The organism is Halopenitus persicus (assembly GCF_002355635.1).
Taxonomy (GTDB): domain Archaea; phylum Halobacteriota; class Halobacteria; order Halobacteriales; family Haloferacaceae; genus Halopenitus; species Halopenitus persicus_A.
In genome coordinates, this window is record NZ_AP017558.1 from 112794 (window position 1) to 133879 (window position 21086).

Genomic DNA, 21086 nt, shown 5'->3' on the forward strand with positions numbered 1-21086 from the left:
TTCGAGCCAGTTTTGAGCTGTCTTGAGGGCGACACATTTAAAATATTTATGAACTATGGTTTCAAAGTTCCATCTTTTGAAACATACGTTAGGTGGTAAGTTTTGAATGGTATATGCATCCTGATCGATTCCAAAGATTTCGGGTTTAGTATGTACTACACACACCATACCAATCATATGCTTTATATTATTTTCCGATTTCGCTCGTCAGCACGTCGTTCGATCTCACTTCACAAATGACACCACAATTCACGGCGCTTCCCTCGCTGAAGCGGTCGAATGCTGCCAAACCACTCGGATCCCGTCCACCCCATCCGCTACCATAATACGGCTCCTTCGTCGCGGTGGTACGTTAGTTGGCTTCACACGTGAGACGAGCAGCCCGTCGATCACGTGGACATTCGACTCAACGACCTGTAAACGGGTTTTCGGCGGTGATTGACATAAATTATCAAAAATTCATACAGTATATGAAACTGGTATATCTCCGATCATACGGCTGAAACGTACCATAACCGCGATGCGATGTTTTCGGCCACTTACGGCGGTCCGATGGGTCACGGATCAAGTTCCCCGATGATCGATCGGTGGGTTACTCGCGGAACGAGTCTCGAAGCACTCCGCCCGTCCCACCCCTAGATCGGACAGAATCGAACGATAGCCGACTCTCCGGACGGCCGTCCTCTATACTACAAGCCCAAAAAAAACCCCAACGTGCCTCCGGATTGACCCCGCCTACCCGTCCTTGTTCACGTTGACGTCGTCGAAGGTCCGGTCGCGCTCCGTGACGTCGACGGTCATCGAACCGATTCCCTCGATGGTGGCCTCGATCGTGTCGCCGTCGGCGAGCGCGCCGACGCCCTCGGGCGTGCCGGTAGTGATCACGTCACCGGCCTCGACGGTGGCGCCGATGGAGGCGTACTGGACGACGTTGCCGCAGGTGTAGACCATGTCCGAGGTGTTGTCCGACTGGCGGACCTCGCCGTTGAGTTCGAGTTCGAGGTCGAGGTTCTGGGGATCGTCGATCTCGTCGGCGGTGACGACCGCCGGGCCGATCACGGTGAAGGTGTCGTAGGACTTGCGGTTCGAGCGGTCCTGGTCGCCGCGGACGGAGATGTCGAGCAGGATCGTGTACCCGAAGATGCTGTCCCAGGCCTCCTCGGTGGAGACGTCCTTGACGTCCTCGCCCATCACGAACGCGAGTTCGACCTCGTGGTCACACCGCCGGTCCGAGAAGGGGAGCTCGATCCCGTCGTCGGGGCCGACGACGCTGGAGGGGGCCTTCAGGAAGTAACCCTTGTCCTCGATCGAGAACCACTCGTCGGTGGTGATGTCGCGGTCGGCGATCGCCTCCTCGATGTGGTTCTCGTAGTTCAGCGGCGCGGCGATCACCTTGCCGGGCCGGCGGATCGGCGAGCCGAGATGGGCGTCCTCGACCGCGACGTCCGCCTCGGCGTCGGCGTACTCGCTCGCGTCGTAGTCGCCCTCGATGTATTCCGCCAGCGGATCCTCGGAGCCGAGCCCGAGCCGGTCCGTCAGATCGATGATGCCGGTTCCGTCGTCGGTGAGCAATCCGAGGCGACCCTCGTCGTACTGGACGAATCGCATACCCGTGTGACTGGGGAGCACATACATAATCATGACGAAGTCGGATCCACGCCGGATGCGGTCGGATCCGGTGGAGAGAGACGCGAAGCAAGACGAATCGGGTCCGGACATGTTCGCGCGAGCGTTCACCCGGCTGCCGGCGGTATCGCCGGTATCGAGATGTCCGCCATCCACGACGGTCGACGGGGAAGCGCTACGCCGGAGGGGTTCGACCACGCGTCCGGGTTCCACTGCGGCTCGACCGCCCTCCACGGGCTGTCGAACCGGTACGGCTGGGTGGCCTCGGAGACCGTCTGCTTCGGGCTCGGCGAGGGGATCGGGTTCACGTACTTCACGCCGGGGTCGAGCCCGGACCGGGCGTTCTTCGGCCGGTCGCCGGAGCTGGAGACGACCTTCCTCGACCGGATCGGCGTGGCGTACGACCACCGATCCGGCGGCGGCTGGGGGCGAACCCGCGACCGCCTCGAGACGCGGCTCGCGGACGGGGACCCAGTCCTGCTCGCCACGGACGTCGCCCGGCTCCCGTACTTCGACACCGACACCCACTTCGCGCCACACCGGGTCCTCTGTGTCGGACTCGAGGGCGGCGATGGCGGGTCGGGTCACGGTCGAGTCGCGCTGATCGCGGACAACGAGTTCGACGACGTCAAGCGGGTGCCGCTGGCGACGCTCCGAGACGCGATGACCGACGACCACCTGGTCCCGATCCGGAACCGGACCACGGTCGTCACGGACCCGCACCCGGAGCGGTTGCCGGCGGGGTCGGAGGGCGTGACCGCGATCGAGGATGCCGTCGAGACGGTGTTCGAGGAGGCGATCGAGTCGACCGCTCGATCCATGCTCGACCCGTCGACGGCGGCCGACCGGTCCCGGGATGCGGCATTCGCGGTCGCCGGGGTCGAGGGGATCCGGACGCTCGCCGCGGACCTCCCGCAGTGGGCTGACCGCTCCGAGCCACGGTGGACGGCCCGGATGGCTGCGCAGAACGTCGAGGCGCGGGGGACCGGCGGCGGGGCGTTCCGGCGACCGTACGCGTCGTTTCTGAAGCGGGCGAGTGGGGTCGTTCCCGCGCTCTCCGTGACGGCTGCGAACGAACTGCACGGGATCGCGGACGACTGGTCGCGGCTCGCGACGACCGTCCGGCGCGCGAGCGAGGCCGAGACGGAGGCGGAGCTGTCGACCCACCTCGCGGAGGCGTCCCGCCGGACGCAAACGATCGCCGACCTCGAGGAGCGGTTCTGGAAGCGGCTGCTCGTGGGGATCGCCTGATCGTTCGGGTTCGGGCGTTTGGCTCCGGAACTTCGGCTTCGAGCTTTCGGCTCCGACCCCGACCGCGGAGGACAACAATTATTGGGACCGGTCACCGTTCGATACGTACTCACGTCCCATATGAACTACCTCGACGCATTCGACCGGTCGGTCCGGTGTCATCCGGGTCGGGACGCGATCCGGACCGACGACGGCCGATCCCTGACGTACGCCGCCCTGGACGACCGAACCGACCGCCTGGCGACCGCCCTCGAGACGCTCGCGCCCGGCGAGCGCGTCGCCACGCTCGCGTACAACGGCAGCGAGGTGGTCGAGGCCCTCCTCGCGAGCCACAAGCGCGGGCTCGGAAACGTGCAGCTCCCCTTCCGCGAGAGCGCCGGCGCCCTCGTGGAGATGCTCGAGCCGACGGACCCGGCGGTGCTCGTCTTCGACGAACGAACGGCCGAGCGCGCCCTCGACGTCCTCGACCGGACCGCGATCGAAACCGGAGTCAGCATCGACGGCGACGGGACCGACCGCGGGGACGTCCGTGACTACGAGTCGCTGATCGCCGACGTCGACCCCGACGACGGCCGGCCGCAGTCGTACGGGAACGAACACGGAATGTTGTTTACGAGCGGGACCACCGGCGTCGCCAAGGCGGTGCCGTTCGACCAGGAGCAGCTGTGGTACGGCAGCACCCAGGACGTCATGGAGATGCAGCTGGACCACCGGGACGTCGGCGTGCTTGCGACCCCGTGGTACCATATGGTCACCACGAACGCGTGGATCATGCCGCACCTGCAGGTCGGCGCGACGCTCGTGATCCAGAGCGACTTCGACCCGTCCGAGACGCTTGACCTGATCGAATCGAACGAGGCGACGGGGCTGCTCGCGGTCCCGACCCAGCTGCACACGTTGGTCGACGAACAGCGCGAGGGGGACTACGACCTCGCGTCGCTGGCGTACATCCGGACCGGCGGGTCGGTCGTGACCGAGGAGCTCTCCGAGGCGGTCGCCGAACACCTCAGCGAGGGACTCTACAACACCTACGGGCTCACCGAGGGCGGTCCGAACCTGGCGTTCGCCGACCCCGAGACCCAGCGGGCGAACCCCGGCACGATCGGCACGGAGTCGTTCACCTGGGAGCTGCGCGTGGTCGAATCCACCGGTCCGGAGGTCGAACCCGACCCGACCGCCACGGTCGACCCCGGTGAGACCGGCGAGGTGATCGGGAAGAGCCCCGGGATGGCCACCGAGTACGTCGGCCGGCCGCACGAGAGCGAGCGGCTGACCGTCGACGGCTGGCTCCGAACCGGCGACGTCGCCCGGATCGATGAGGACGGCCTCCTCTACATCGTCGACCGGGTGGACAACATGATCGTCAGCGGCGGCGAGAACGTCTACCCGCAGGAGGTCGAGGCCGTGCTGACCGCCCACGGGGACGTCGCGGCGGCCGCCGTCGTCGGCCGCGAGGACGAGCGATGGGGCCAACGCATCGCGGCGGTCGTCGCCGTCACCGGGGACGTGACCGAGGCGGACCTCGACGCGTACTGTCAGGCCCACGACGGACTGGCCGACTTCAAGCGCCCCCGCGAGTACGTGATCACCCGGGAATCGTTCCCGCGGACCTCGACCGGGAAGATCCGGCGCGACGACGTGCGGACGACGTTCTTCGAGGAGTGACGGTCGACTTCGAGGAGTAGGGGCCGACTACGACGAATGACCGCCGACTACGACGACGGCTCCGCCTCGGCGTAGAAGTTGAACGCCTCGAGGACGGGACGGTCGCTCATCCCGAGCAGGATCGCCTCGTCGTCGGGCTCGTGGTGATGGATCTCATCGGGCGGGACGATGAAGACGTCCCACTGGCTCCACTCGAGGGCCTCGTCGCCGACGTGGGTCGCGCCCTCGCCCTCGATGACGAAGTACACTTCGGTGGCGTTGTGGAAGTGCGGGTCGGTCGGTCCCTCGTTGAGCAGCTGGGCGCGGAACGTCATCGTCGGGAACAGCGGCGGGCTTCCGGTCGCGGGGTTGACGTACGAGAGGCTGTAGCCGTCGTGGGGGTCGGGCTCGTCGTTGTCCGCGCGCTGGCGGAGCGCCTCGAGCATCTCGTCCCAGCCGAACCGGTAGGGCGGCGTCGGCTCGCGGATCCCCTCGAAGGGACCCGGGATCGAGCCGTCGCCGGCGTCGCCCTCCGGGCGGCCGTTGCCGTACTGGGAGTCCCAGTAGCCCGGCGTCTTGGTGACCGGCTGGCGCTCGAGCTCGTGGTTCTCGAAGACGTTGCGGGCGTTCATCGAGTCGAGCACGAGCGGCAGGTCGAGGACGTCGAGCCAGGCGGCGGTCTCGTCGGAGTCGTTGACGTGGTCGTGCCACTCCCACTGCGGGGTGGTGATCAGGTCGTTGTTCCGCATCGGGAACTCCTCGCCCGCCACGACCGTCTTCATGTCCTCGTGGCCGTCGATCGAGAACCGGAGCGCGTTCGCCCCGTGACGGTGTGACGGTGCGGTCTCGCCCGGCGAGACCGTCTGGATCCCGACGTAGATGCTGTTCGATATCGCGTGGGCGGTGTTGATCGGGACGGCGACGCGGCGCTGGAACCCCGGCGGGAGGTCGGCGATCGGCACGTCCTCCTCGATGTGGTCGATCGCCTCCCGGACGTCCTCCCACTTCCAGACGCCCGGCTCGGGGTCGTCCAGGGCGGTTCCCAGCTCGTCCTCGACCTCCCACAGCGGACGGAGACTGTGCTCCTCGAGGATCGTCCGGGTTTCGGAACTCAGCTCCAGGAGCTCCTCCGGATCGGGCTCTGACTGTGCCATAGTGTCTCGTTATCGCAGGATCGGCATAAGTGTATTGGAGGTCTCGGACGTCGACGTCGGTTCTGATCGAGGACGCCGCCGGACTGGAGGGGGCGAAGGCGGACTGGAGGGGTCGAAGACGGACTGGGGGAGGCGAAGGCGGACTGGGGGAGGCGAAGGCGGACTGGAGGGGGCGAAGACGGACTGGAGAGGGCGAGGGCGACTTACGTTTGCGCCTCGAAGACGTCCGCGGTCGCGAAGACGGCCCGGCAATCCTCACAGACCATCCGCCGCTGGACGGCGTACTCCCAGAGCTTGCCGCCGCAGTCGAGGCAGTCGAAGTGTGCCTGCACGAACGGGCTCTCATCGGCGTAGGGGTTCTCGAACTCGGCCATATCCGACGCGACGGGCGGGCCGGGCAAAAGGATATCGCCGGGATCGACGCCGGACCGGGGAAAGATTCAATCGACGCGCGGACGACCTCCGGATCGATGATCGAGGAGATCGCACCCGACGTGTACGACGTCACCGTTCGTGAACAGGGCGGCGGTCGCTACCGCGTCTTCCTGTTCGATGGGCCAAGCCCGACGCTCGTCGACGCCGGGTTCGCGGACACGGTGGAGACGGTCGTGGCGGCGACCGACGAGCTCGGGATCGAGCCCGAACGGATCGTGATCACCCATGGCGACGGCGACCACATCGGCGGGCTCGCGGGACTCGCCGAGGCGTTCGATCCGGAGGTGTGGATCCCCGAAGGGCTGGTGATCGAGGAGGCGATCGAGGAGGCGATCGATGAGGCGATCGAGGCTGACCGATCCACCCTCGACGCCGGTCGGATCAACCGGTACGGCGACGGCGACGCCGTCGGTCCCTTCGAGGCCGTCGCGACGCCGGGGCACACGCCGACTCACCACTCGCTGGTCGACGAGGACGACGGGATCGCGGTCCTCGGGGACGCCGTCTTCGGCGCCGACAGACGCGGGCTCCCCGAGGGCTACTTCGTGTTGCCGACCGCCCGCTACTCGGCGGACCTGAACGCGGCGGACGAGAGCCTGGCGCGGCTGCTGGAGTTCGAGTTCGACGTCGGGCTCGTTTATCACGGCTCGAGCGTGCTCGAGGACGCCGGCGGGAGACTCGACCGGTTCGTGAACTTCGCGGGAACGGCCTGAGCGGTCGCCCCGGCCGGGAAGGGTCGAAAGGGATATGCCGGCGGTCTCTGTACACGGCGTATGAACGTTGGTAGCCTGTTCCAACCGGCGTCGATCGCCGTGGTGGGCGCCTCGCGTGCTCCCGAAAAGATCGGCCACCAGGTGCTCGTCAACCTCCGGGCGTTCGACGGCACGATCCATCCCGTCAACCCCTCGGCGGAGGGCGAGATCTTCGGCCGTGAGTTCGTCGCCTCCGTGACCGAGATCGACGACGACGTCGACCTCGCGCTCGTGGCGGTACCGGCGCCGGTCGTGCCGGACGTGATCGATGAGTGTGCGGCCGCGGACGTCGACGCCGCCGTGATCTACGCCGGCGGCTTCGCCGAGGCGGGCCCGGAGGGGGAGGACCGCCAGGACAGGATCGTCGAGACGGCGACCGCCCACGAGATGGCGGTGCTCGGACCGAACACGAGCGGGTTCGTGATCCCCGGTGACGGCCTGTGTGGGTCGTTCGCAAGCGGCGTCGAGGAGGTCCCGGCGGGTGGCACCTGCGTGATCGCTCAAAGCGGCGGCGTCGCCCACTCGCTGGCGTTCCAGACGCTCCGCGAGGGACGCGGGCTCTCCGCGATGGTCGGGCTCGGCAACCGCGCGACGGTCGGGTTTCCGGAGGCGATCGCCCACTTCGACGACCACGCCGCCACCGACGCGATCGTCCTTCACGTCGAGGGCACCGACCGGGGCCGCGAACTCCTCGAGGCGTCGCGGGCCGCGGACACGCCGGTGATCGCCTACAAGGTCGGCGAGTCGGACGTGGGCGCGTTCGCGGAGTCGCACACCGGCGCGCTGACCGGCGACCACGAGCTCTATCTCGCGGGATTCGAACAGTACGGGATCCCGACCGTCGAGTCGACCCAGGAGCTGCTCGACGGCGCGGCCGTGTTGGGCGACGGACCGCTTCCGGCGGGCCCCAACGTCGGCGTCATCACCGCCCAGGCCGGCCCGGGGATCATCATCGCCGACCGGATTCAGCGCTCCGGCGGGCACCTCCCCCAGCTCGCCGACGCGACGAGCGAGGAGATCGCCGACATCCTGCCGGGGATCACCTACGCCGAGAATCCGGTCGACACCGGCCGGCCGATGCCCGAGTTCGGCGACGTCGTCGCGGCGGTCGCCGCGGACGACGCGATCGACGTCGTCCTCGTGAACGAGCTCTACGAGGACGCGCTCGGGTTGCCCGTCGACCGGATGCGGTCGTTGGTCGGGACGGTCGAGAAGCCGATCGTCTTCGCGACGGACGGTCCGCCCGCGGACTTCGGGGACGACGTCGCCGCGCTCCGGGAGGCGGGGATCCCCGTGTTCCACTCGCCCGAGCGCGCCGCGGACGTCGTGAGTCTGCTCGCGCGATACGGCGCGCTCGCGGGCGACGGGGACCCGGACACAAACGACGACGGAACCGCCGAGTCGACGGGGGTGAGCGCCGATGTCTGACCGCGGCGTCGTCGACGGGACGACCGCTCCCGCCGCCGCGACCCGGATCGACGAGGACGCCGTCGAATCGATCGTCGAACGCGTCCGCGCCGCCGACCGCACCACGCTGACCGAGGCCGAGTCGAAGTCGCTGCTCGACGCGGCGGGGATCCAGACGCCCGATCGTGCAGTCGTCGCCGACACGGAGGAGGCGATCACCGCGGCTGAAGCGATCGGCTATCCCGTCGTCGCGAAGGTCTCGTCACCGGCGGTCACCCACAAGACGGAGTGGGCCGACGGCGCCGGGGTCGCGCTCGACCTCGCCGATGCGGACGCGGTCGCCGACGCGACCGCCGCGATCCACGAGGCGGCTGCCGACGAGGGGATCGACGCCGAGGTGCTGATCGAGGACGCCGCCGATCTCGATGCGGGGACCGAGCTCATCGTCGGCGGGATGAACACCCCGTCGTTCGGCCCCGTGACCCTCGTCGGGCTCGGCGGCGTCTTCACCGAGGTGTACGAGGACGTCGCGCATCGGATCGCGCCGGTGACGGCCGCGGAAGCGCGCGCCGCGGTCGAGTCGTTGACGGCCGCGCCGCTGCTGTCCGGCTATCGCGGACGACCGCCGGGCGACGTCGACGCGCTCGTGGAGACGGTGCAGGCGGTCGGCGATCTGTTGATCGAGGCGCCGGCCATCGACGAGATCGACGTCAACCCGGTGCTCGTCTCGCCGGACGGCGCGGTCGCGCTGGACGCGCTGGTCGTCCTCGCGGAGTGACCGCGGATGCGGTTCGATCCCACCGGGAGGCGGAACGCGTGAGCGGACGAGTACGCGAGCGGCTTGGCAGCCCCACGGTCGCGTTCCCGATCGCGACGATCGCCGGCGCGATCCCCCTCGTAGCCGTCGGCGGCGATCCGGGGCAAATGCTCTCGATCACCGTCTTCTGCATCGGCCTGTGGGTGCTTGCGCCGATCCGGCCGGCGTACACCAGCGTGATCGGGATCGGGCTGCTCGCCGCGGTCTTCACGCCGGAGCTGGCGCTGTCGGGGTTCGGGTCGTCGGCGACCTGGCTGGTCGGCTTCGGCCTGTTGATGGGGGTCGCGACCCGCCGAAGCGGGCTGGCGGGGCTCGCCGGGGACCGCGTGATCGCCCGCTGCGTGCCCGCGTCGGTTCGGTCCGGCGGCGAGACGATGGCCCCGGCGCGGGTCTATCGGCGCCTCCTCGTCGGCCTCGGGCTGTCCGCGCACGCGCTCGCGCTGCTCGTCCCGTCCGCGCTCGTCCGGGTGCTGTTGCTCGCGCCGATCCTCTCGACGATCGGCTCGCGGTTCGACGACCGAACGGCCCGAGTCGGGCTCTACCTGGGCCCGTTGTTCGCGACCTTCTACGGCTCGCCGGGGTTCCTGACGGCCGACCTGCCGAACATCATCATCTCCGGGCTGGCCGAGTCGGTCGCCGGCCACACGATCGCCTGGAGCGAGTGGGCGCTGCACCTGTACCCCGTGATGGGTATCACGCGGGTGGCCGCCGTGCTCGCGGTCGTGTACGTCCTGTTCCGGCCCGACGCCGGCTCGACGGTCGTTTTCGAGGACGTGGACGTCGAGTCGGCGGATCAGGAATCGGTCGGCCTCGAATCGGTCGGCCACGAACCGACCGGCCGCGAATCGGCGCCCGATGGTGGTGATGATGCTGACGTCAACCGCCCCGGACGCATGTTGGCGTTCCTGCTCGTCGGCACGGCGATCTGGACGACCGACTTCGTGCACGGGCTCGACCCGGTCGTGGGCGCGCTCGCGGTCGTGATCCTGGCGTTCCTGCCGGGGATCGGGGTGGTCTCCTTCGAGATCGTCGACGCGGAGGCGGACTTCACGATCCTCTTTTTCGTCGCGGTCGTGCTGTCGATCGGCGACGGGCTCGCGGCGACCGGCGTCTCCGAGACCGCGGCGACGGTGCTTTTGGGATCGATCCCGGCGGACGTGCCGCTGGCGGTGAGTCTGACGCTCGTCTACCTGAGCACCGCCGCCCTGGCGCTGCTGATGGAGGGGCTGGCCGTGGCGAGCGTGCTCACCCCGGTGCTCATCCCGTTCGCGGAGGCGTCCGGGCTCCCGCTGACGCCCGTGTTGCTCTCGGAGACGCTCGCGCTCAGCACCTACTTCTTCCCGTACCAGTCGGCGGTGCTGATCGCGATGCTCGCGGAGGGTGACGTCGAGACGAGGGAGCTGATCCGCACGACCGCCGCCTGCTCGCTCGTGACGATGGTCGTCCTCTTCCCGCTCCAACTGCTGTGGTTCGGGGTTCTGTACTGAGCTGCCGTGATCCGGGCACCTGCATTGTGAACCCCGAGGGGCCGGGCCACGAAGAGCCGGGCCACGAAGGGACCGCAAACGCTTTGATGCTCGTCGCGTAACGCGAACACGTCTCATATGAGCGAACCTACCACGGACGCGCCGGTGCTGATCGCCGGTGCCGGGCCGGTCGGGATGACGACGGCGCTGGCGCTGCACGCCCGCGGCGTCGAATCGACGATCCTCGAGCGCGACCCTGCTGACCGCGATCGGTCCGGGAGCCGGGCGATCTACGTGCACGGGTCGACGCTGCGGACGCTCGAGCGCATCCACCCCGGACTCGGCACCGACCTCGTCGACGAGGGGCTCCTCTGGCCGACCCGCCACACGCGCTGGCGGGGCAAGCAGGTGTTCCGGCGGACCTACGACTCCCCCGGCGGGTCCGGCGACATCCCGCATTTCACCAGCCTCCCGCAGGTCGTGACGGAGGAATACATGCACGAGGCGGTGGCGGAAGCCGGGATCGACATCCACTGGGAGGCCGAGGTCGAGACGGTCGAGTCCTCGCCCGACGGCGTGCGCGTCGAGACGGCCGACGGCCGCGAGTGGGCGGCCGAGTACCTCGTCGGCGCGGACGGCGGCGGCTCACAGGTTCGCAACGAGATCGGCGCCGAGTTCGAGGGCGACCAGTCGGAGAACTCCTTCATCATCGCCGACATCGAGGACGCCGAGGAGGACCCGCTGCCGCTCGAGCGCCTGTTCCACTACGACGCCCCCGAGACCGACGGGCGGAACGTCCTGCTGGTCCCGTTCGAGGGCGGCTGGCGGCTCGACATCCAGTGTTTCGAGGACGACGACCCCGAGGCGCTCACCGAGGACGGGCGGATGCGCGAGTTCGTCCGCGACGTGATGGGCGAGGAGTACGTCGACCACATCACCTGGGTGTCGACCTACAAGTTCCTGCAGGTGATGGCGGACTCCTTCGTGGACGAGCACCGGCGCGTGCTGCTGGCGGGCGAGGCGGCCCACCTGCTTGCCCCCTTCGGGGCGCGCGGCATGAACTCCGGGGTCGCCGACGCCGACGAGGCGGCCTCCGCGATCGCGGTCGCCGTGAACGCTCGGACCGACGCCGTCGCCCGCGACGAAGTCGAACTCTACGCCGCCCGCCGCGAGAAGGCCGCCGAGTACAACCTGAACGCGGCCGGGCAGGCGCTCGAGTACCTCCAGGGCGAGGACCCCGTCACCGTGTTGCGCAAGGAGGCCGCCGCATCGCTGGCGGACCACTTCGAGGCGGCCGGCGAATGGCTCGACGACGCACCCTACGGCCCGCACGGCACCCCGCCGATCGTCTCGACGGGCAACTACTGACGGCCGAGATCGTCGATCAATCGAGGTCGAGCGTCTTCGCGACCCAGTTGTCACGGGCGGCCATCACGAACGCCTCTTCGTCGGCAAAGTCGGTGTGTTCCGCGACGAACTCGTCCCAGAGCCCGCTCGGCACCTCGCCGAGCTCGGCAGCGCCGTCGGCATCCGAGGGACTCGCCGCGACCAGTTCGTCGAAGGTCTCGAAGGAGGAGTGCTCGGCGACGAACGCGTCGTCGAACAGCGCCGAAAGCGGGATCGGCTCCTCGCGATCGTACACCTCGTCCGCGTCCGGCAGGTCGTCGCGCGATTCGGCTGCGGCGTCGAGGTCGGCTCCGGTGACCATACCTCACGATCGCCCCCCGAGTACGTAAATCCCCACGGTGGCGTCGCGGTCGGACCGATCGCGGCGGCGCAGTGACGGGGATCGCGGCGAGAACGCGTCGGAGCGCAATCGTCAGAAACGTTCTCTGAGAGAGAACGAGATTGCGGAGCAGTCAGGTCGGCGATCGGCACTCGTGGACCGGGACGTCGGCGCGTCGGGTTCCACGAGCGCCGCGCCGTTCGATCCCGCTGTACGATTTATTACGGTCGTATGTCTGTAATTTGTAGGGGGATCGACGAATCGGTTTCGGTGGTCTTCGTTTTCTTATAAAGAACGAGTAGATGTTTAAGATAGACATTTAAATGCATTATAATTATAAAGTCATTCGTATTATGGCGTATGAAATCCCATCCCCTTAGTATCTAGTTTAAAATAGTATGAATGTTGTATTGATATCGAATACAATTAGAGAACATATACGGCAGTAGAGCTATCGGTAGGTGAGATTCAATTCGAGGTCGTTGACGGCGGTGAGCAGTCGGTCGGCGTACTCGTCGTGGATCCGGTCCTCGGTCAGCCGGTTCGCGGCGCCGGCGATCGAGAGGGCGCCCTGCACGCGGTCGCGGTGCATGATCGGGACGCCGACCGCGTGGATCCCGGCCATGTCCTCCGCACGATTGAGCGCGTATCCCCGATCGCGGACCGTCTCGAGTTCCGCGAGGAGCTCGTCGAGGTCGGTGATCGTGGCATCGGTTCGCCGCGGGAGCCCGTGTCGCTCGACGATCTCGGCGACGCGGTCCTCGGGGAACCGTGAGAGGATCGCCTTCCCGCCGGAGTTGAGGTGGAGGTGCCGCCAGGTGCCGACCAGCGAATCGACGTTGACGTCGAGGGAGCCGCCGTCGCCGAAGAGGTACATCCCCATTCCGTTCTCCTCGGCGATGAGCCAGACCATCTCCCCGGTCTCGTCGGCCAGTTCCCGGATGAGCGGCTTCGCCTTCCGGAAGACGTCGTACCGGGTCCGGACGTACGAGCCGTACCCGAAAAAGCCCAGCCCGAGCCGGTACTCGTCGCCCTCCTTGACGGCGAACCGATGGTTTCGGAGCGTGCTCAGATGCTTGTGCACCGCGCTCTTCGAGAGGTCGAGCTCGTCGGCGATCGCCGTGACCCGTGCCCCGTCGCGCTCGCGAAGCACGTCGACGACCGCGAACATCGTCTCGACCGACTTCACCGTTCCCGCGTTCCCGTCCGTCATGGGCGAACTCGCGCGGGCAGGAGCCAAAAACGTTTTGTTCGCTGTGGGAGAACCCACGTTCTCGTCTCGACAGTCGATGCCGACGTCGGCCGCGTCCACCTCGGTACGGCCCGACCGCGTCCACCTCGGTACGGCCCGACCGCGTCCACCCCGCTACGACGCCGACCGTGCCTAACCCGCTACGACGCCGACCGCGTCCACCCCGTTACGACGCCGACCGGTCCTAACCCGCTACGACGCCGACCGCGCCGACAGCGAGATCCCGCGGTCGGCAAGCAGCACTGCGAGGACGTACCAGGCGATCGCGATCAGGACGATCGTGCCGCCGGCGGGGATCCCGTAACCGTAGCCGATCAGGATCCCGGCGATGACGGACGTCTCCCCGACGAGCACGGCGAGGTAGACCGCCTCCCGGAAGCTCGTGGCGACCTGGGAGGCCGCCGCGGTGGGGACGACGAGCATCGCCGCCACGAGGATCACGCCGAGCACCTGCATCGACCCCACGACGACCATCGCCGTGAGCACGATGAGGAGCCGGTTGTAGCCGGCGACGTTCAGCCGCGCGACCCTGGCGGCCTGCTCGTCGAAGGTGACGTACAGCAGCTGTTTGTACCGCGATCCGACCGCGGCGAAAACGACCGCGGAGACCACGACCATCAGCCAGGCGCCGTCGACGGGAACGAACGAGATGTTGCCGAAGAGGAACGCCTCGATGTTGAGCCCGGAGAACCCGCCGCCCCAGGAGATGATGATGGTCCCGAGCGCGAACGACCCCGTCAACATGATCGCGATCGGGACGTCGCCGTAGGCGGCCGCGTGCTCGGCGAGCCACTCGACCGCGAGCGCGCCGATCACGGCAGCCACGAGCGCCGACGCGAGCAGCGGCGCCGACCAGCCGGTCGCGCTCGCGACCAGCAGCCCGCCGGCGACGCCCGCGAAGGCCGTGTGCGCCAGCGTCTCGCCGATCAGCGCCATCTCCCGGTGGACGATGAAGATCCCCACGAGCGGGCCGACGATCCCGATCAGCGCGCCCGTGGCCAGCGAGTACCAGACGAACCGAAACGCGAAGAGTTCGAGGCCCGTCACGGCGCCGACCGCCCGTCCGACCAGGACGAGGTACGCCGCGAATCCGCCGCCCGGAAGCCCCAGCGACGCGAGCCCGTCGCTGACCATGAACGCGACCAACAGGAGCACGAGGCCGGCGACGCCGGCGACCGCCGCGCCCAACAGTCGACGCCGCGTGATGGGGCCGGTCATCGTGAATGGAAAGCCCGTCATCTCAGTGGTGGTGGTGGACGACCGTTCCGGTCGCTCCGTAGGCGCGCTCGAGCGCGTCGCTTTCGACGAACGATTCCGTGTCCCCGTGGTGGTACAGCTCGCGGTTGACGCAGGCGATCCGCTCGGCCCGGTCGGTGACCACGCCGATGTCGTGTTCGATCAGGACGATCGCGATCCCCTCGTCGTTGAGCTCGTCGAGGAGCCCGTAAAACCGGTCCCGCGACTCCGCGTCGACGCCGACGGTCGGCTCGTCGAGCGCGAGCAGGTCCGCCTCGGAGGCGAGCGCGCGGGCGATGTACGCACGCTGACGCTGCCCGCCCGAGAGCGCGTTGATGCGCCGGTCCCGGAGGTCGTCGACGTCGACTCGCGCCATCGCATCGCGGACGATCGCCCGGTCGTCCTCGGTGAGCCGTCCGGCGCCGCGGTGGGGATACCGGCCCATCTCGACGACCTCCTCGACGGTGACCGGCATCGTCGACCCCTTTTGGGTCGCCTGCTGGGCGACGTAGCCGATCCGGTGGCCGTCCTCGAACGCCGCGACCGGCTCGCCGAACAGCTCGATCGACCCCGAATCGGGTTCCAGCAGCCCTAACAGCAGGTGCAACAGCGTCGTCTTCCCGGAGCCGTTCGGACCGATGAGCCCGAGGAACTCGCCCGACTGCACCTCGAGAGTGACGCCCTCGATCGCGACGGTGTCGCCGTAGCTGAAGGTGACGTCCCGGGCGGCGGCGACGGCGCTCATCCGTTCACCCCCAGCCCGGCCTGCAGGGCCGGCAGAGTGATCTCGGTCAGCTGCTCGACGTATCCCCAGCCCCGGTCGTTCCACTCGGCCGTAGTGCCCTCGGCCGGCGAGACCTCCCGCACTTCGGAGGCGGTCGATTCGCGGACGATCGTGTTCGCGAGGTCGTTCGAGCCGAAGTGGTCGGCGAGGATCACGTCGATCCTCTCCCGGTCGACGAGGTCGATCGTCGCCGAGATCTCGTCCTGGCTCGGCTCCGCGTGCGGGGAGACCCCCTGCGGGGAGTGCACGGTGAAGCCGTATCGGTCCGCGAGGTATCGGTAGGAGTTGTGCCCCGCGAGGACGACCGTCTCGTGGCCGCGGTCGGCCAGCCCGTCCTCGAACGTCGCGTGGACGTCCTCGAGCCGATTCCGGTAGCTCTCGGCGTTGTCGGCGTAGACGTCAGCATTGTCCGGGTCCGCCGCCTCCATCCCTGCTCGAACGTTCTCGACGCTTTGCGACGCGCGAACGGGATCGGTCCAGTAGTGGGGATCGACGCCGGACCGGTCGGCTGCGGTCTCGTCGTGCCCGGTTTCATCGTGTCCGGTTTCATCGTGCCCGGTTTCATCGTGCCCGGTTTCGTGTTCGTCGTTGCCGTCAGTCTCGTGCCCCTCGTCGCCGCCGTGTGCGTGAGCCGCGTCCGCCGCGAGCAGCTCGACCCCGTCGAGGGCGTCGACCAGTTCGACCTCGGGGTAGTCCCGCTCGATCGTGGCGGCCGCGTCGAGCGCCCAGCGCTGGAATCCCTCGACGTCGAGGTAGACGAACAGTTCGTGGGAGGCCACCTCGGTGGCGAGCTCCGGCCCGGCCTCGTAGGCGTGGCCCATCGTGCCCGCCGGGATCGGATTCTCGACGGGGAACGTCTCGCCGCCGACGTGCCGCGCGAAGTCGTACAGCGTGAAGAAGGCGGCGTACCCGCCCTCCTCGAGCGACCGCTCCCCGGCGATCCGCCGGAGCTGCCCGGTGCAGCCGGCAGTGGCGGACGCCGCAAGCACGCCCGCAGTCCCCGCCAGGAGGTCCCGCCGCGTGTGAGTCATACCTCCCGATAGGGCGTCCTCGCTTATGAGAGTTATTATATTCTACACCGATGTTAATAATAAACGGCATTGGAACGGCCCGTGTTATTAGCAACTGGAGCGGTACAGTTCGCCGACGGCGGTCGATCCAGGGTCGACGGTCGATCCAGGGTCGACGGTCGATCCAGGGTCGACGGTCGATCCAGGGTCGACGGAGTCGAGACAGCCGGCTGTCCCGACCCCGAGCGCGATCCCGGCGAGCGCATTTCGGAGGAGGTGGCGTCGTAACGGGGACATACCGGCGGAGTTCGACGGGAGAGCGGCAAAGGAGTTGTGCTTCCCCACCTCCCGACCGGCGAGACCCACGGGACCGACCGTGCCGTTCCGGCATCGATTTCAACCGGCCGGTCGTACCCACCGGATCGATGCCGACGCAGCCCTCCACATCGCGATCGGCGGCGGCGACAGGAGCATCGGAGACAGGAGCATCGGCGGCGAGAGCCGACGTCTCGACCGTCTCCGTCGACAACGGCGACCGGACGATCGCGTACGCCGAGTACGGCGACCCGGACGGGGATCCCGTCCTGTTCTTCCACGGAACGCCCGGGTCGCGCCTGCTGGCCGAGCTCCTCGAGTCGGCAGCCACGGAGCACGGCGTTCGACTCGTCGCGTACGACAGGCCCGGATACGGTCGTTCGGATCCCCAGCCCGACCGAACGGTGCGTGCCGCCGGGGCGAACGCGACCGCGGTGCTCGACGCCGCCGGGATCGAGACCGCGAGACTCGTGGGATTCTCCGGCGGGAGCGCGTACGCGCTCGCGACGGCCGCCACCCATCCCGGGCGGGTGGATCGGGTGGACGCCATCGCCGGGATCACGCCGCCGGAGTTCTCCGAGTCGACGGCGCTGGCGCCCCGGCTACTTGCCGGGATGGCGCGGCGGGCACCGTCGGTCCTCGGCTCGGTCCTCCGGGCGGACGCGTGGGTCGCCGAGCGACGGTCCCCGTCCGCCGTGATCTCGCGGTATACGTCCGACGCCGTCGACGAGCCGGTCCCCGACGACGTCGCGGCGATCGTGAAAGCCGACCTCATCGAGGCGGTCGCTCGATCCCGGTCGGGGGTCGTGACCGAGTTCCGGACCACCGCGGCCGAGTGGGAGATCCCTCTCGAGAGGCTCGCGGAGGCGGCCATCGACGTGCGGTTTCACCACGGCGACGCGGACGCGAACGCGCCGCTTGCCGACGTTCAACGGTTCGTGGCGGCGCTTCCGACCGCCGAGCTGCGAGTGCTCGAAGGCGCCGACCACCTCCGGACGCTCACGCGTGCGGGGCCGACCGCGTTGCGCGAACAACCGGAGTGATCGACCGGTATATAATGGACGATCTCGGTCGGGCCGGGTTCCGTCGGCCCGACCGCGGTCGATCCGGTTAGTGCGAGTGGCCGAGCGCGTCCTCGAGCGACTGCCCGAATCGCTCCTCGAACAGCTCCTCGGCGGTCTCGTTGATCTCGCGGATGTCCTCGGGGACCTCGCCCTCGGCGTGGTGGGCGAAGGCGTGGGCCTGCTGGGCCATCACCTGCACCAGCACGTCGGTCACGACGCGGGTCGGCTGCTCGCCCTGGTCGGCCATCAGGTCGACGAGCCCCGCGGGGAGCTCGACGGTGTCCTCGTCGCCGTCCGGTCCGGTTACCGTGTACGTCTCGGTGGCTGCCATACGCGTACCTGGCCGGCGGCACGTAAGGGTCTGTGGATGTGTGGTCCGAAAATGGTCCGTGGACGTACCGTCGGGACGCTCGGCCGCTATAAGGATCGATCCCCGTCAGTACTCCCGCAGGAACCGTTCCGCGGCGTCGGCGACGATCGACCGTCCGGTTTTCACGTCGCTCCAGGCGATGCACTCGTCGGGTTGGTGGGCGGTCGCGAGGTCTCCGGGACCGAAGACGACCGCCGGGATCCCGGCGTCGATGAGGTGTCGCGCGTCCGTCCCGCCGGTGAACCCCTCGACCGGGGCCTCGACCCCGTGATCGGCCGCGGCCGCCCGGACGGCCTCCACGATCGGTTCGTCGGGGTCGATCTCCGAGCCCTCGAACTGGACCGAGAACCGTTCGAACTCGGGGGGATGGTCGCGCAGCCACTCGTCGGCGTCGACGACCGCCTGGAGCCGCTCGCGAAACTCGGCTTCGACCTCGGCGACCGTCTCGTGGGGCGCGACGCCGATCCGGATCTCCGCGGTGAGCTCGGCCGGGACGCTCGAGGCCCAGTTGCCGGCTTCCACCGTCCCGAAGTTGACCGGCCACGGCGTCTCGTAGTCCGCATACAGGGAGTGGGTGACACGGTCACAGCGCTCGGCCTCGAGATCCGCGAACGCGTGTCGGATACGCTCGAAGTGGGGCAACACCGACTCGCCCTCCCAGGTCTGGGCGGCGTGCGCGGACTTGCCGAAGATGCGCAGCCGCATCATCAGGGATCCCTCCGCGGCGACGACCGCGTCGAAGCTGCTCGGCTCGGTGACGATCGCGGCGTCGCGCTCGAACGGATAGGGGTTCTTCCGGGCGGCGACGGCCGCGCCGATCCCGCCTTCCTCCTCCCCGACCACGCTCTCGACCACGATTCGGCCGTCCAGGTCCCCGGACTCGGCGGCGCGGTCCGCGACCGCCCGCGCCGCGAAGACGTTCAGCGCGAGGCCGCTCTTCATGTCGAGCACCCCGCGGCCGTAGAGCGTGTCCCCGTCCGCCCGAACCGTAAACGGGTCGCTCGTCCAGTCGGCTTCGGTGACAGGCACCACGTCCGCGTGGCCGTTCAGGACGACCGTCGGGCCCGCATCCGGGTCGCCGAGCTCGAGGACGCCGGCGACGCTCGGGCGGTCGGCGAGATCCAGCGTCTCGACGTCGGGAAACGACTCGTGGGCCGCCAGGACCTCGGGGTCGGGATCCCACTCGTAGGTCTCGAACCCGAGCGACTCCAGTTTGCCGGCGAGCCACCGCTGCACCTCCCCCTCCTCCCCGGGGACGCTCGGGTACGACACGAGCGACTCGATCGTCTCGCGCAGGTCGTCGTGGCGGTTCCGCATCGGGTAGCGATTTAAAAGCACGTCCGATAACCGTTTCGACGGACCGGCGCGAGGATGCGGCGGCAGGGACGGGACGGTCGACGAGCCACGGACTCCCTCTTAACTGTCGTGACCGAGTAGAACGGCGTATGCAACGAGAGACGGCCGAGCCGAGCGTGGATCAGTTCCCGGGCCCGAAGGCGAGCGAGTGGGTCGAGTTCCACGGGGCGTCCGCGGCGCCGAGCACGTACGTGTACGCTTCGTGTGGGACGTCACCGAGGACGCGGTCGGCCCCTTCTGCACCGACCCGGACGGGAACGTGCTCCTGGATTTCACCAGTCACGTCGCCGCCGCGCCGCTCGGGTACAACAACCCGCTGATCATGGACGAGCTCCGCGAGTTCGACCTCGTCGACCCGCTGAAGATCGCGGGCCAGGACTTCTACGTCAGCACCGGCGGGTCGCCCGACGACGCCGACCTTCCGGGGCCGGCACACCTGATGGACCGGCTCGTGGACCTCACCGACCATTACGGGATGGACACGGTCTTCCTGTCGAACTCGGGCGCGGAGGCGGTCGAGAACGCGATGAAGATCTGCTACGACCACTGCGCGGATCCGAAATACGGGATCACCTTCGAGGGCGCCTTCCACGGGCGGACCCTCGGCGCCCTGTCGCTGAACCGGTCGAAGTCGGTCCACCGGCGGTCGTTCCCCGAGATCAGCGGGATCCATGACGTTCCGCACCGCCTCGCGGGCGTCGAACGCCTCCGGGAGAAGCTCGACCCCGAAACGGGGCACGTCCCGGCCGACCAGGTCGCGTACCTGATCCTGGAGCCGGTGCAGGGAGAGGGGGGCTACCGCGTGCCGAGCGCGGAGTTCATGCGGGCGGTGAACGACCTGTGTGCCGACCACGACATCCCGATCATCGCCGACGAGATCCAGTCGGGAATCGGCCGAACCGGGCGGATGTGGGCGTCCGATCACTACGCGTTCGAGCCGGACGTGATCACGGGCGCGAAGGGGCTCCGCGTCGGCGCCACGGTCTCCCGGTCGGAGATCTTCCCCGAGGAGACGGCTCGGATCTCCTCGACGTGGGGCGCCGGCGACGTGATCGCGTCCATCCAGGGGGCAGTCACCCTCGGCGTGATCCAGGAGCACGATCTACTCGGACACGCCGAGCGGATGGGCGACCGGTTCCTCGATCAGCTGGAGGAACTACGGGCCACCCACTCCGACGCGGTGGTCGACGCGCGCGGGCTCGGGCTGATGACCGCGATCGAGTTCGACACGAAGCAGCGACGCGAGGACGTGATCGACGCGGCGCTCCAGCGCGGACTACTCACGCTGGGCTGCGGGCACAAGACCCTCCGACTCCTGCCCCCGCTGGACGTTCGCGAGCGCGAACTCGACATCGCGGTCGATCTTCTCGACGACGCGATCGAGAGCGTCGTGGCCGACGCGACCGCGTAGCCGGCCGTCG

Annotated in this window: 19 protein-coding genes and 1 pseudogene; 9 read left to right on the forward strand and 11 right to left on the reverse strand. The window is 68.4% G+C overall.

What is annotated here, in order from left to right:
- Positions 1 to 735: 735 nt before the first annotated feature.
- Positions 736 to 1608, reverse strand: coding sequence for a fumarylacetoacetate hydrolase family protein (locus tag CPZ00_RS00525; RefSeq protein ID WP_096388888.1), 873 nt, complete (start codon positions 1606 to 1608; stop codon positions 736 to 738).
- A 159-nt stretch (positions 1609 to 1767) separates the two neighbouring features.
- Here CPZ00_RS00525 and CPZ00_RS00530 point away from each other — a divergent pair, with 159 nt between their 5' ends.
- Together CPZ00_RS00530 and CPZ00_RS00535 are read left to right on the forward strand one after the other, a co-directional pair.
- The gene (locus CPZ00_RS00530) at positions 1768 to 2877 is read left to right on the forward strand and encodes a BtrH N-terminal domain-containing protein (RefSeq protein ID WP_096388889.1); all 1110 of its coding nucleotides are present in this window, start codon (positions 1768 to 1770) and stop codon (positions 2875 to 2877) included.
- 120 nt (positions 2878 to 2997) lie between these two features.
- Positions 2998 to 4542: a class I adenylate-forming enzyme family protein gene (locus tag CPZ00_RS00535; RefSeq protein ID WP_096388890.1), complete on the forward strand. Its 1545-nt coding sequence runs from the start codon at positions 2998 to 3000 to the stop codon at positions 4540 to 4542.
- A gap of 47 nt (positions 4543 to 4589) precedes the next feature.
- Here the strand turns inward: CPZ00_RS00535 and CPZ00_RS00540 are convergent, their stop codons facing one another.
- Positions 4590 to 5675: a cupin domain-containing protein gene (locus tag CPZ00_RS00540; protein WP_172861725.1), complete on the reverse strand. Its 1086-nt coding sequence runs from the start codon at positions 5673 to 5675 to the stop codon at positions 4590 to 4592.
- A gap of 203 nt (positions 5676 to 5878) precedes the next feature.
- Positions 5879 to 6049, reverse strand: coding sequence for a hypothetical protein (locus tag CPZ00_RS15500; protein ID WP_172861727.1), 171 nt, complete (start codon positions 6047 to 6049; stop codon positions 5879 to 5881).
- 96 nt (positions 6050 to 6145) lie between these two features.
- On the opposite strand from CPZ00_RS15500, the gene CPZ00_RS00545 reads away from it, so the two are divergent.
- From CPZ00_RS00545 to CPZ00_RS00565, 5 genes are all read left to right on the forward strand, one after another.
- A complete protein-coding gene (locus CPZ00_RS00545; RefSeq protein ID WP_172861729.1) occupies positions 6146 to 6823 on the forward strand; it encodes an MBL fold metallo-hydrolase in 678 nt (225 codons plus the stop codon).
- Positions 6824 to 6883: 60 nt separating this feature from the next.
- The gene (locus tag CPZ00_RS00550; protein WP_096388891.1) at positions 6884 to 8290 is read left to right on the forward strand and encodes a CoA-binding protein; all 1407 of its coding nucleotides are present in this window, start codon (positions 6884 to 6886) and stop codon (positions 8288 to 8290) included.
- Entirely contained in the window at positions 8283 to 9047 is a 765-nt protein-coding gene (locus tag CPZ00_RS00555; protein ID WP_096388892.1) for an acetate--CoA ligase family protein, read from the forward strand. Before CPZ00_RS00550 ends, CPZ00_RS00555 begins: the two co-directional genes overlap by 8 nt.
- Before the next feature lie 38 nt (positions 9048 to 9085).
- Positions 9086 to 10573 (forward strand): SLC13 family permease, encoded by a 1488-nt coding sequence (locus CPZ00_RS00560; protein WP_233255110.1) that lies wholly within the window; start codon positions 9086 to 9088, stop codon positions 10571 to 10573.
- A gap of 117 nt (positions 10574 to 10690) precedes the next feature.
- Positions 10691 to 11920, forward strand: coding sequence for an FAD-dependent monooxygenase (locus CPZ00_RS00565; protein WP_096388893.1), 1230 nt, complete (start codon positions 10691 to 10693; stop codon positions 11918 to 11920).
- A gap of 16 nt (positions 11921 to 11936) precedes the next feature.
- On the opposite strand, the gene CPZ00_RS00570 is transcribed toward CPZ00_RS00565, so the two are convergent.
- From CPZ00_RS00570 to CPZ00_RS00595, 6 genes are all read right to left on the reverse strand, one after another.
- Positions 11937 to 12260: a hypothetical protein gene (locus tag CPZ00_RS00570; RefSeq protein ID WP_096388894.1), complete on the reverse strand. Its 324-nt coding sequence runs from the start codon at positions 12258 to 12260 to the stop codon at positions 11937 to 11939.
- Between the two features lie 469 nt (positions 12261 to 12729).
- Positions 12730 to 13491 carry an IclR family transcriptional regulator gene (locus CPZ00_RS00575; RefSeq protein ID WP_096388895.1) on the reverse strand — a complete coding sequence of 254 codons (762 nt, stop codon included), beginning with the start codon at positions 13489 to 13491 and terminating at the stop codon, positions 12730 to 12732.
- Positions 13492 to 13722: 231 nt separating this feature from the next.
- Positions 13723 to 14748 carry a metal ABC transporter permease gene (locus tag CPZ00_RS00580; RefSeq protein WP_096391542.1) on the reverse strand — a complete coding sequence of 342 codons (1026 nt, stop codon included), beginning with the start codon at positions 14746 to 14748 and terminating at the stop codon, positions 13723 to 13725.
- Between the two features lie 22 nt (positions 14749 to 14770).
- Complete coding sequence (locus CPZ00_RS00585; RefSeq protein WP_096388896.1) at positions 14771 to 15511, reverse strand: metal ABC transporter ATP-binding protein; 741 nt, start codon at positions 15509 to 15511, stop codon at positions 14771 to 14773.
- A complete protein-coding gene (locus CPZ00_RS00590) occupies positions 15508 to 16581 on the reverse strand; it encodes a metal ABC transporter substrate-binding protein (RefSeq protein ID WP_096388897.1) in 1074 nt (357 codons plus the stop codon). The genes CPZ00_RS00585 and CPZ00_RS00590 overlap by 4 nt, the downstream gene beginning before the upstream one ends.
- A gap of 87 nt (positions 16582 to 16668) precedes the next feature.
- The gene (locus tag CPZ00_RS00595; protein ID WP_096388898.1) at positions 16669 to 16857 is read right to left on the reverse strand and encodes a hypothetical protein; all 189 of its coding nucleotides are present in this window, start codon (positions 16855 to 16857) and stop codon (positions 16669 to 16671) included.
- Positions 16858 to 16985: 128 nt separating this feature from the next.
- Between CPZ00_RS00595 and CPZ00_RS00600 the strand changes: the two genes are divergently transcribed.
- Positions 16986 to 17918, forward strand: a complete 933-nt coding sequence (locus tag CPZ00_RS00600) for an alpha/beta fold hydrolase (RefSeq protein ID WP_096388899.1) — start codon at positions 16986 to 16988, stop codon at positions 17916 to 17918.
- A 67-nt stretch (positions 17919 to 17985) separates the two neighbouring features.
- On the opposite strand, the gene CPZ00_RS00605 is transcribed toward CPZ00_RS00600, so the two are convergent.
- Both CPZ00_RS00605 and CPZ00_RS00610 read right to left on the reverse strand, forming a co-directional pair.
- Entirely contained in the window at positions 17986 to 18270 is a 285-nt protein-coding gene (locus CPZ00_RS00605) for a DUF7545 family protein (RefSeq protein ID WP_021074329.1), read from the reverse strand.
- 105 nt (positions 18271 to 18375) lie between these two features.
- Complete coding sequence (locus tag CPZ00_RS00610) at positions 18376 to 19626, reverse strand: ArgE/DapE family deacylase (protein WP_096388900.1); 1251 nt, start codon at positions 19624 to 19626, stop codon at positions 18376 to 18378.
- Between the two features lie 128 nt (positions 19627 to 19754).
- On the opposite strand from CPZ00_RS00610, the pseudogene CPZ00_RS00615 reads away from it, so the two are divergent.
- Positions 19755 to 21076: pseudogene (locus CPZ00_RS00615) on the forward strand (aminotransferase class III-fold pyridoxal phosphate-dependent enzyme).
- The last annotated feature ends 10 nt before the right edge of the window (positions 21077 to 21086 follow it).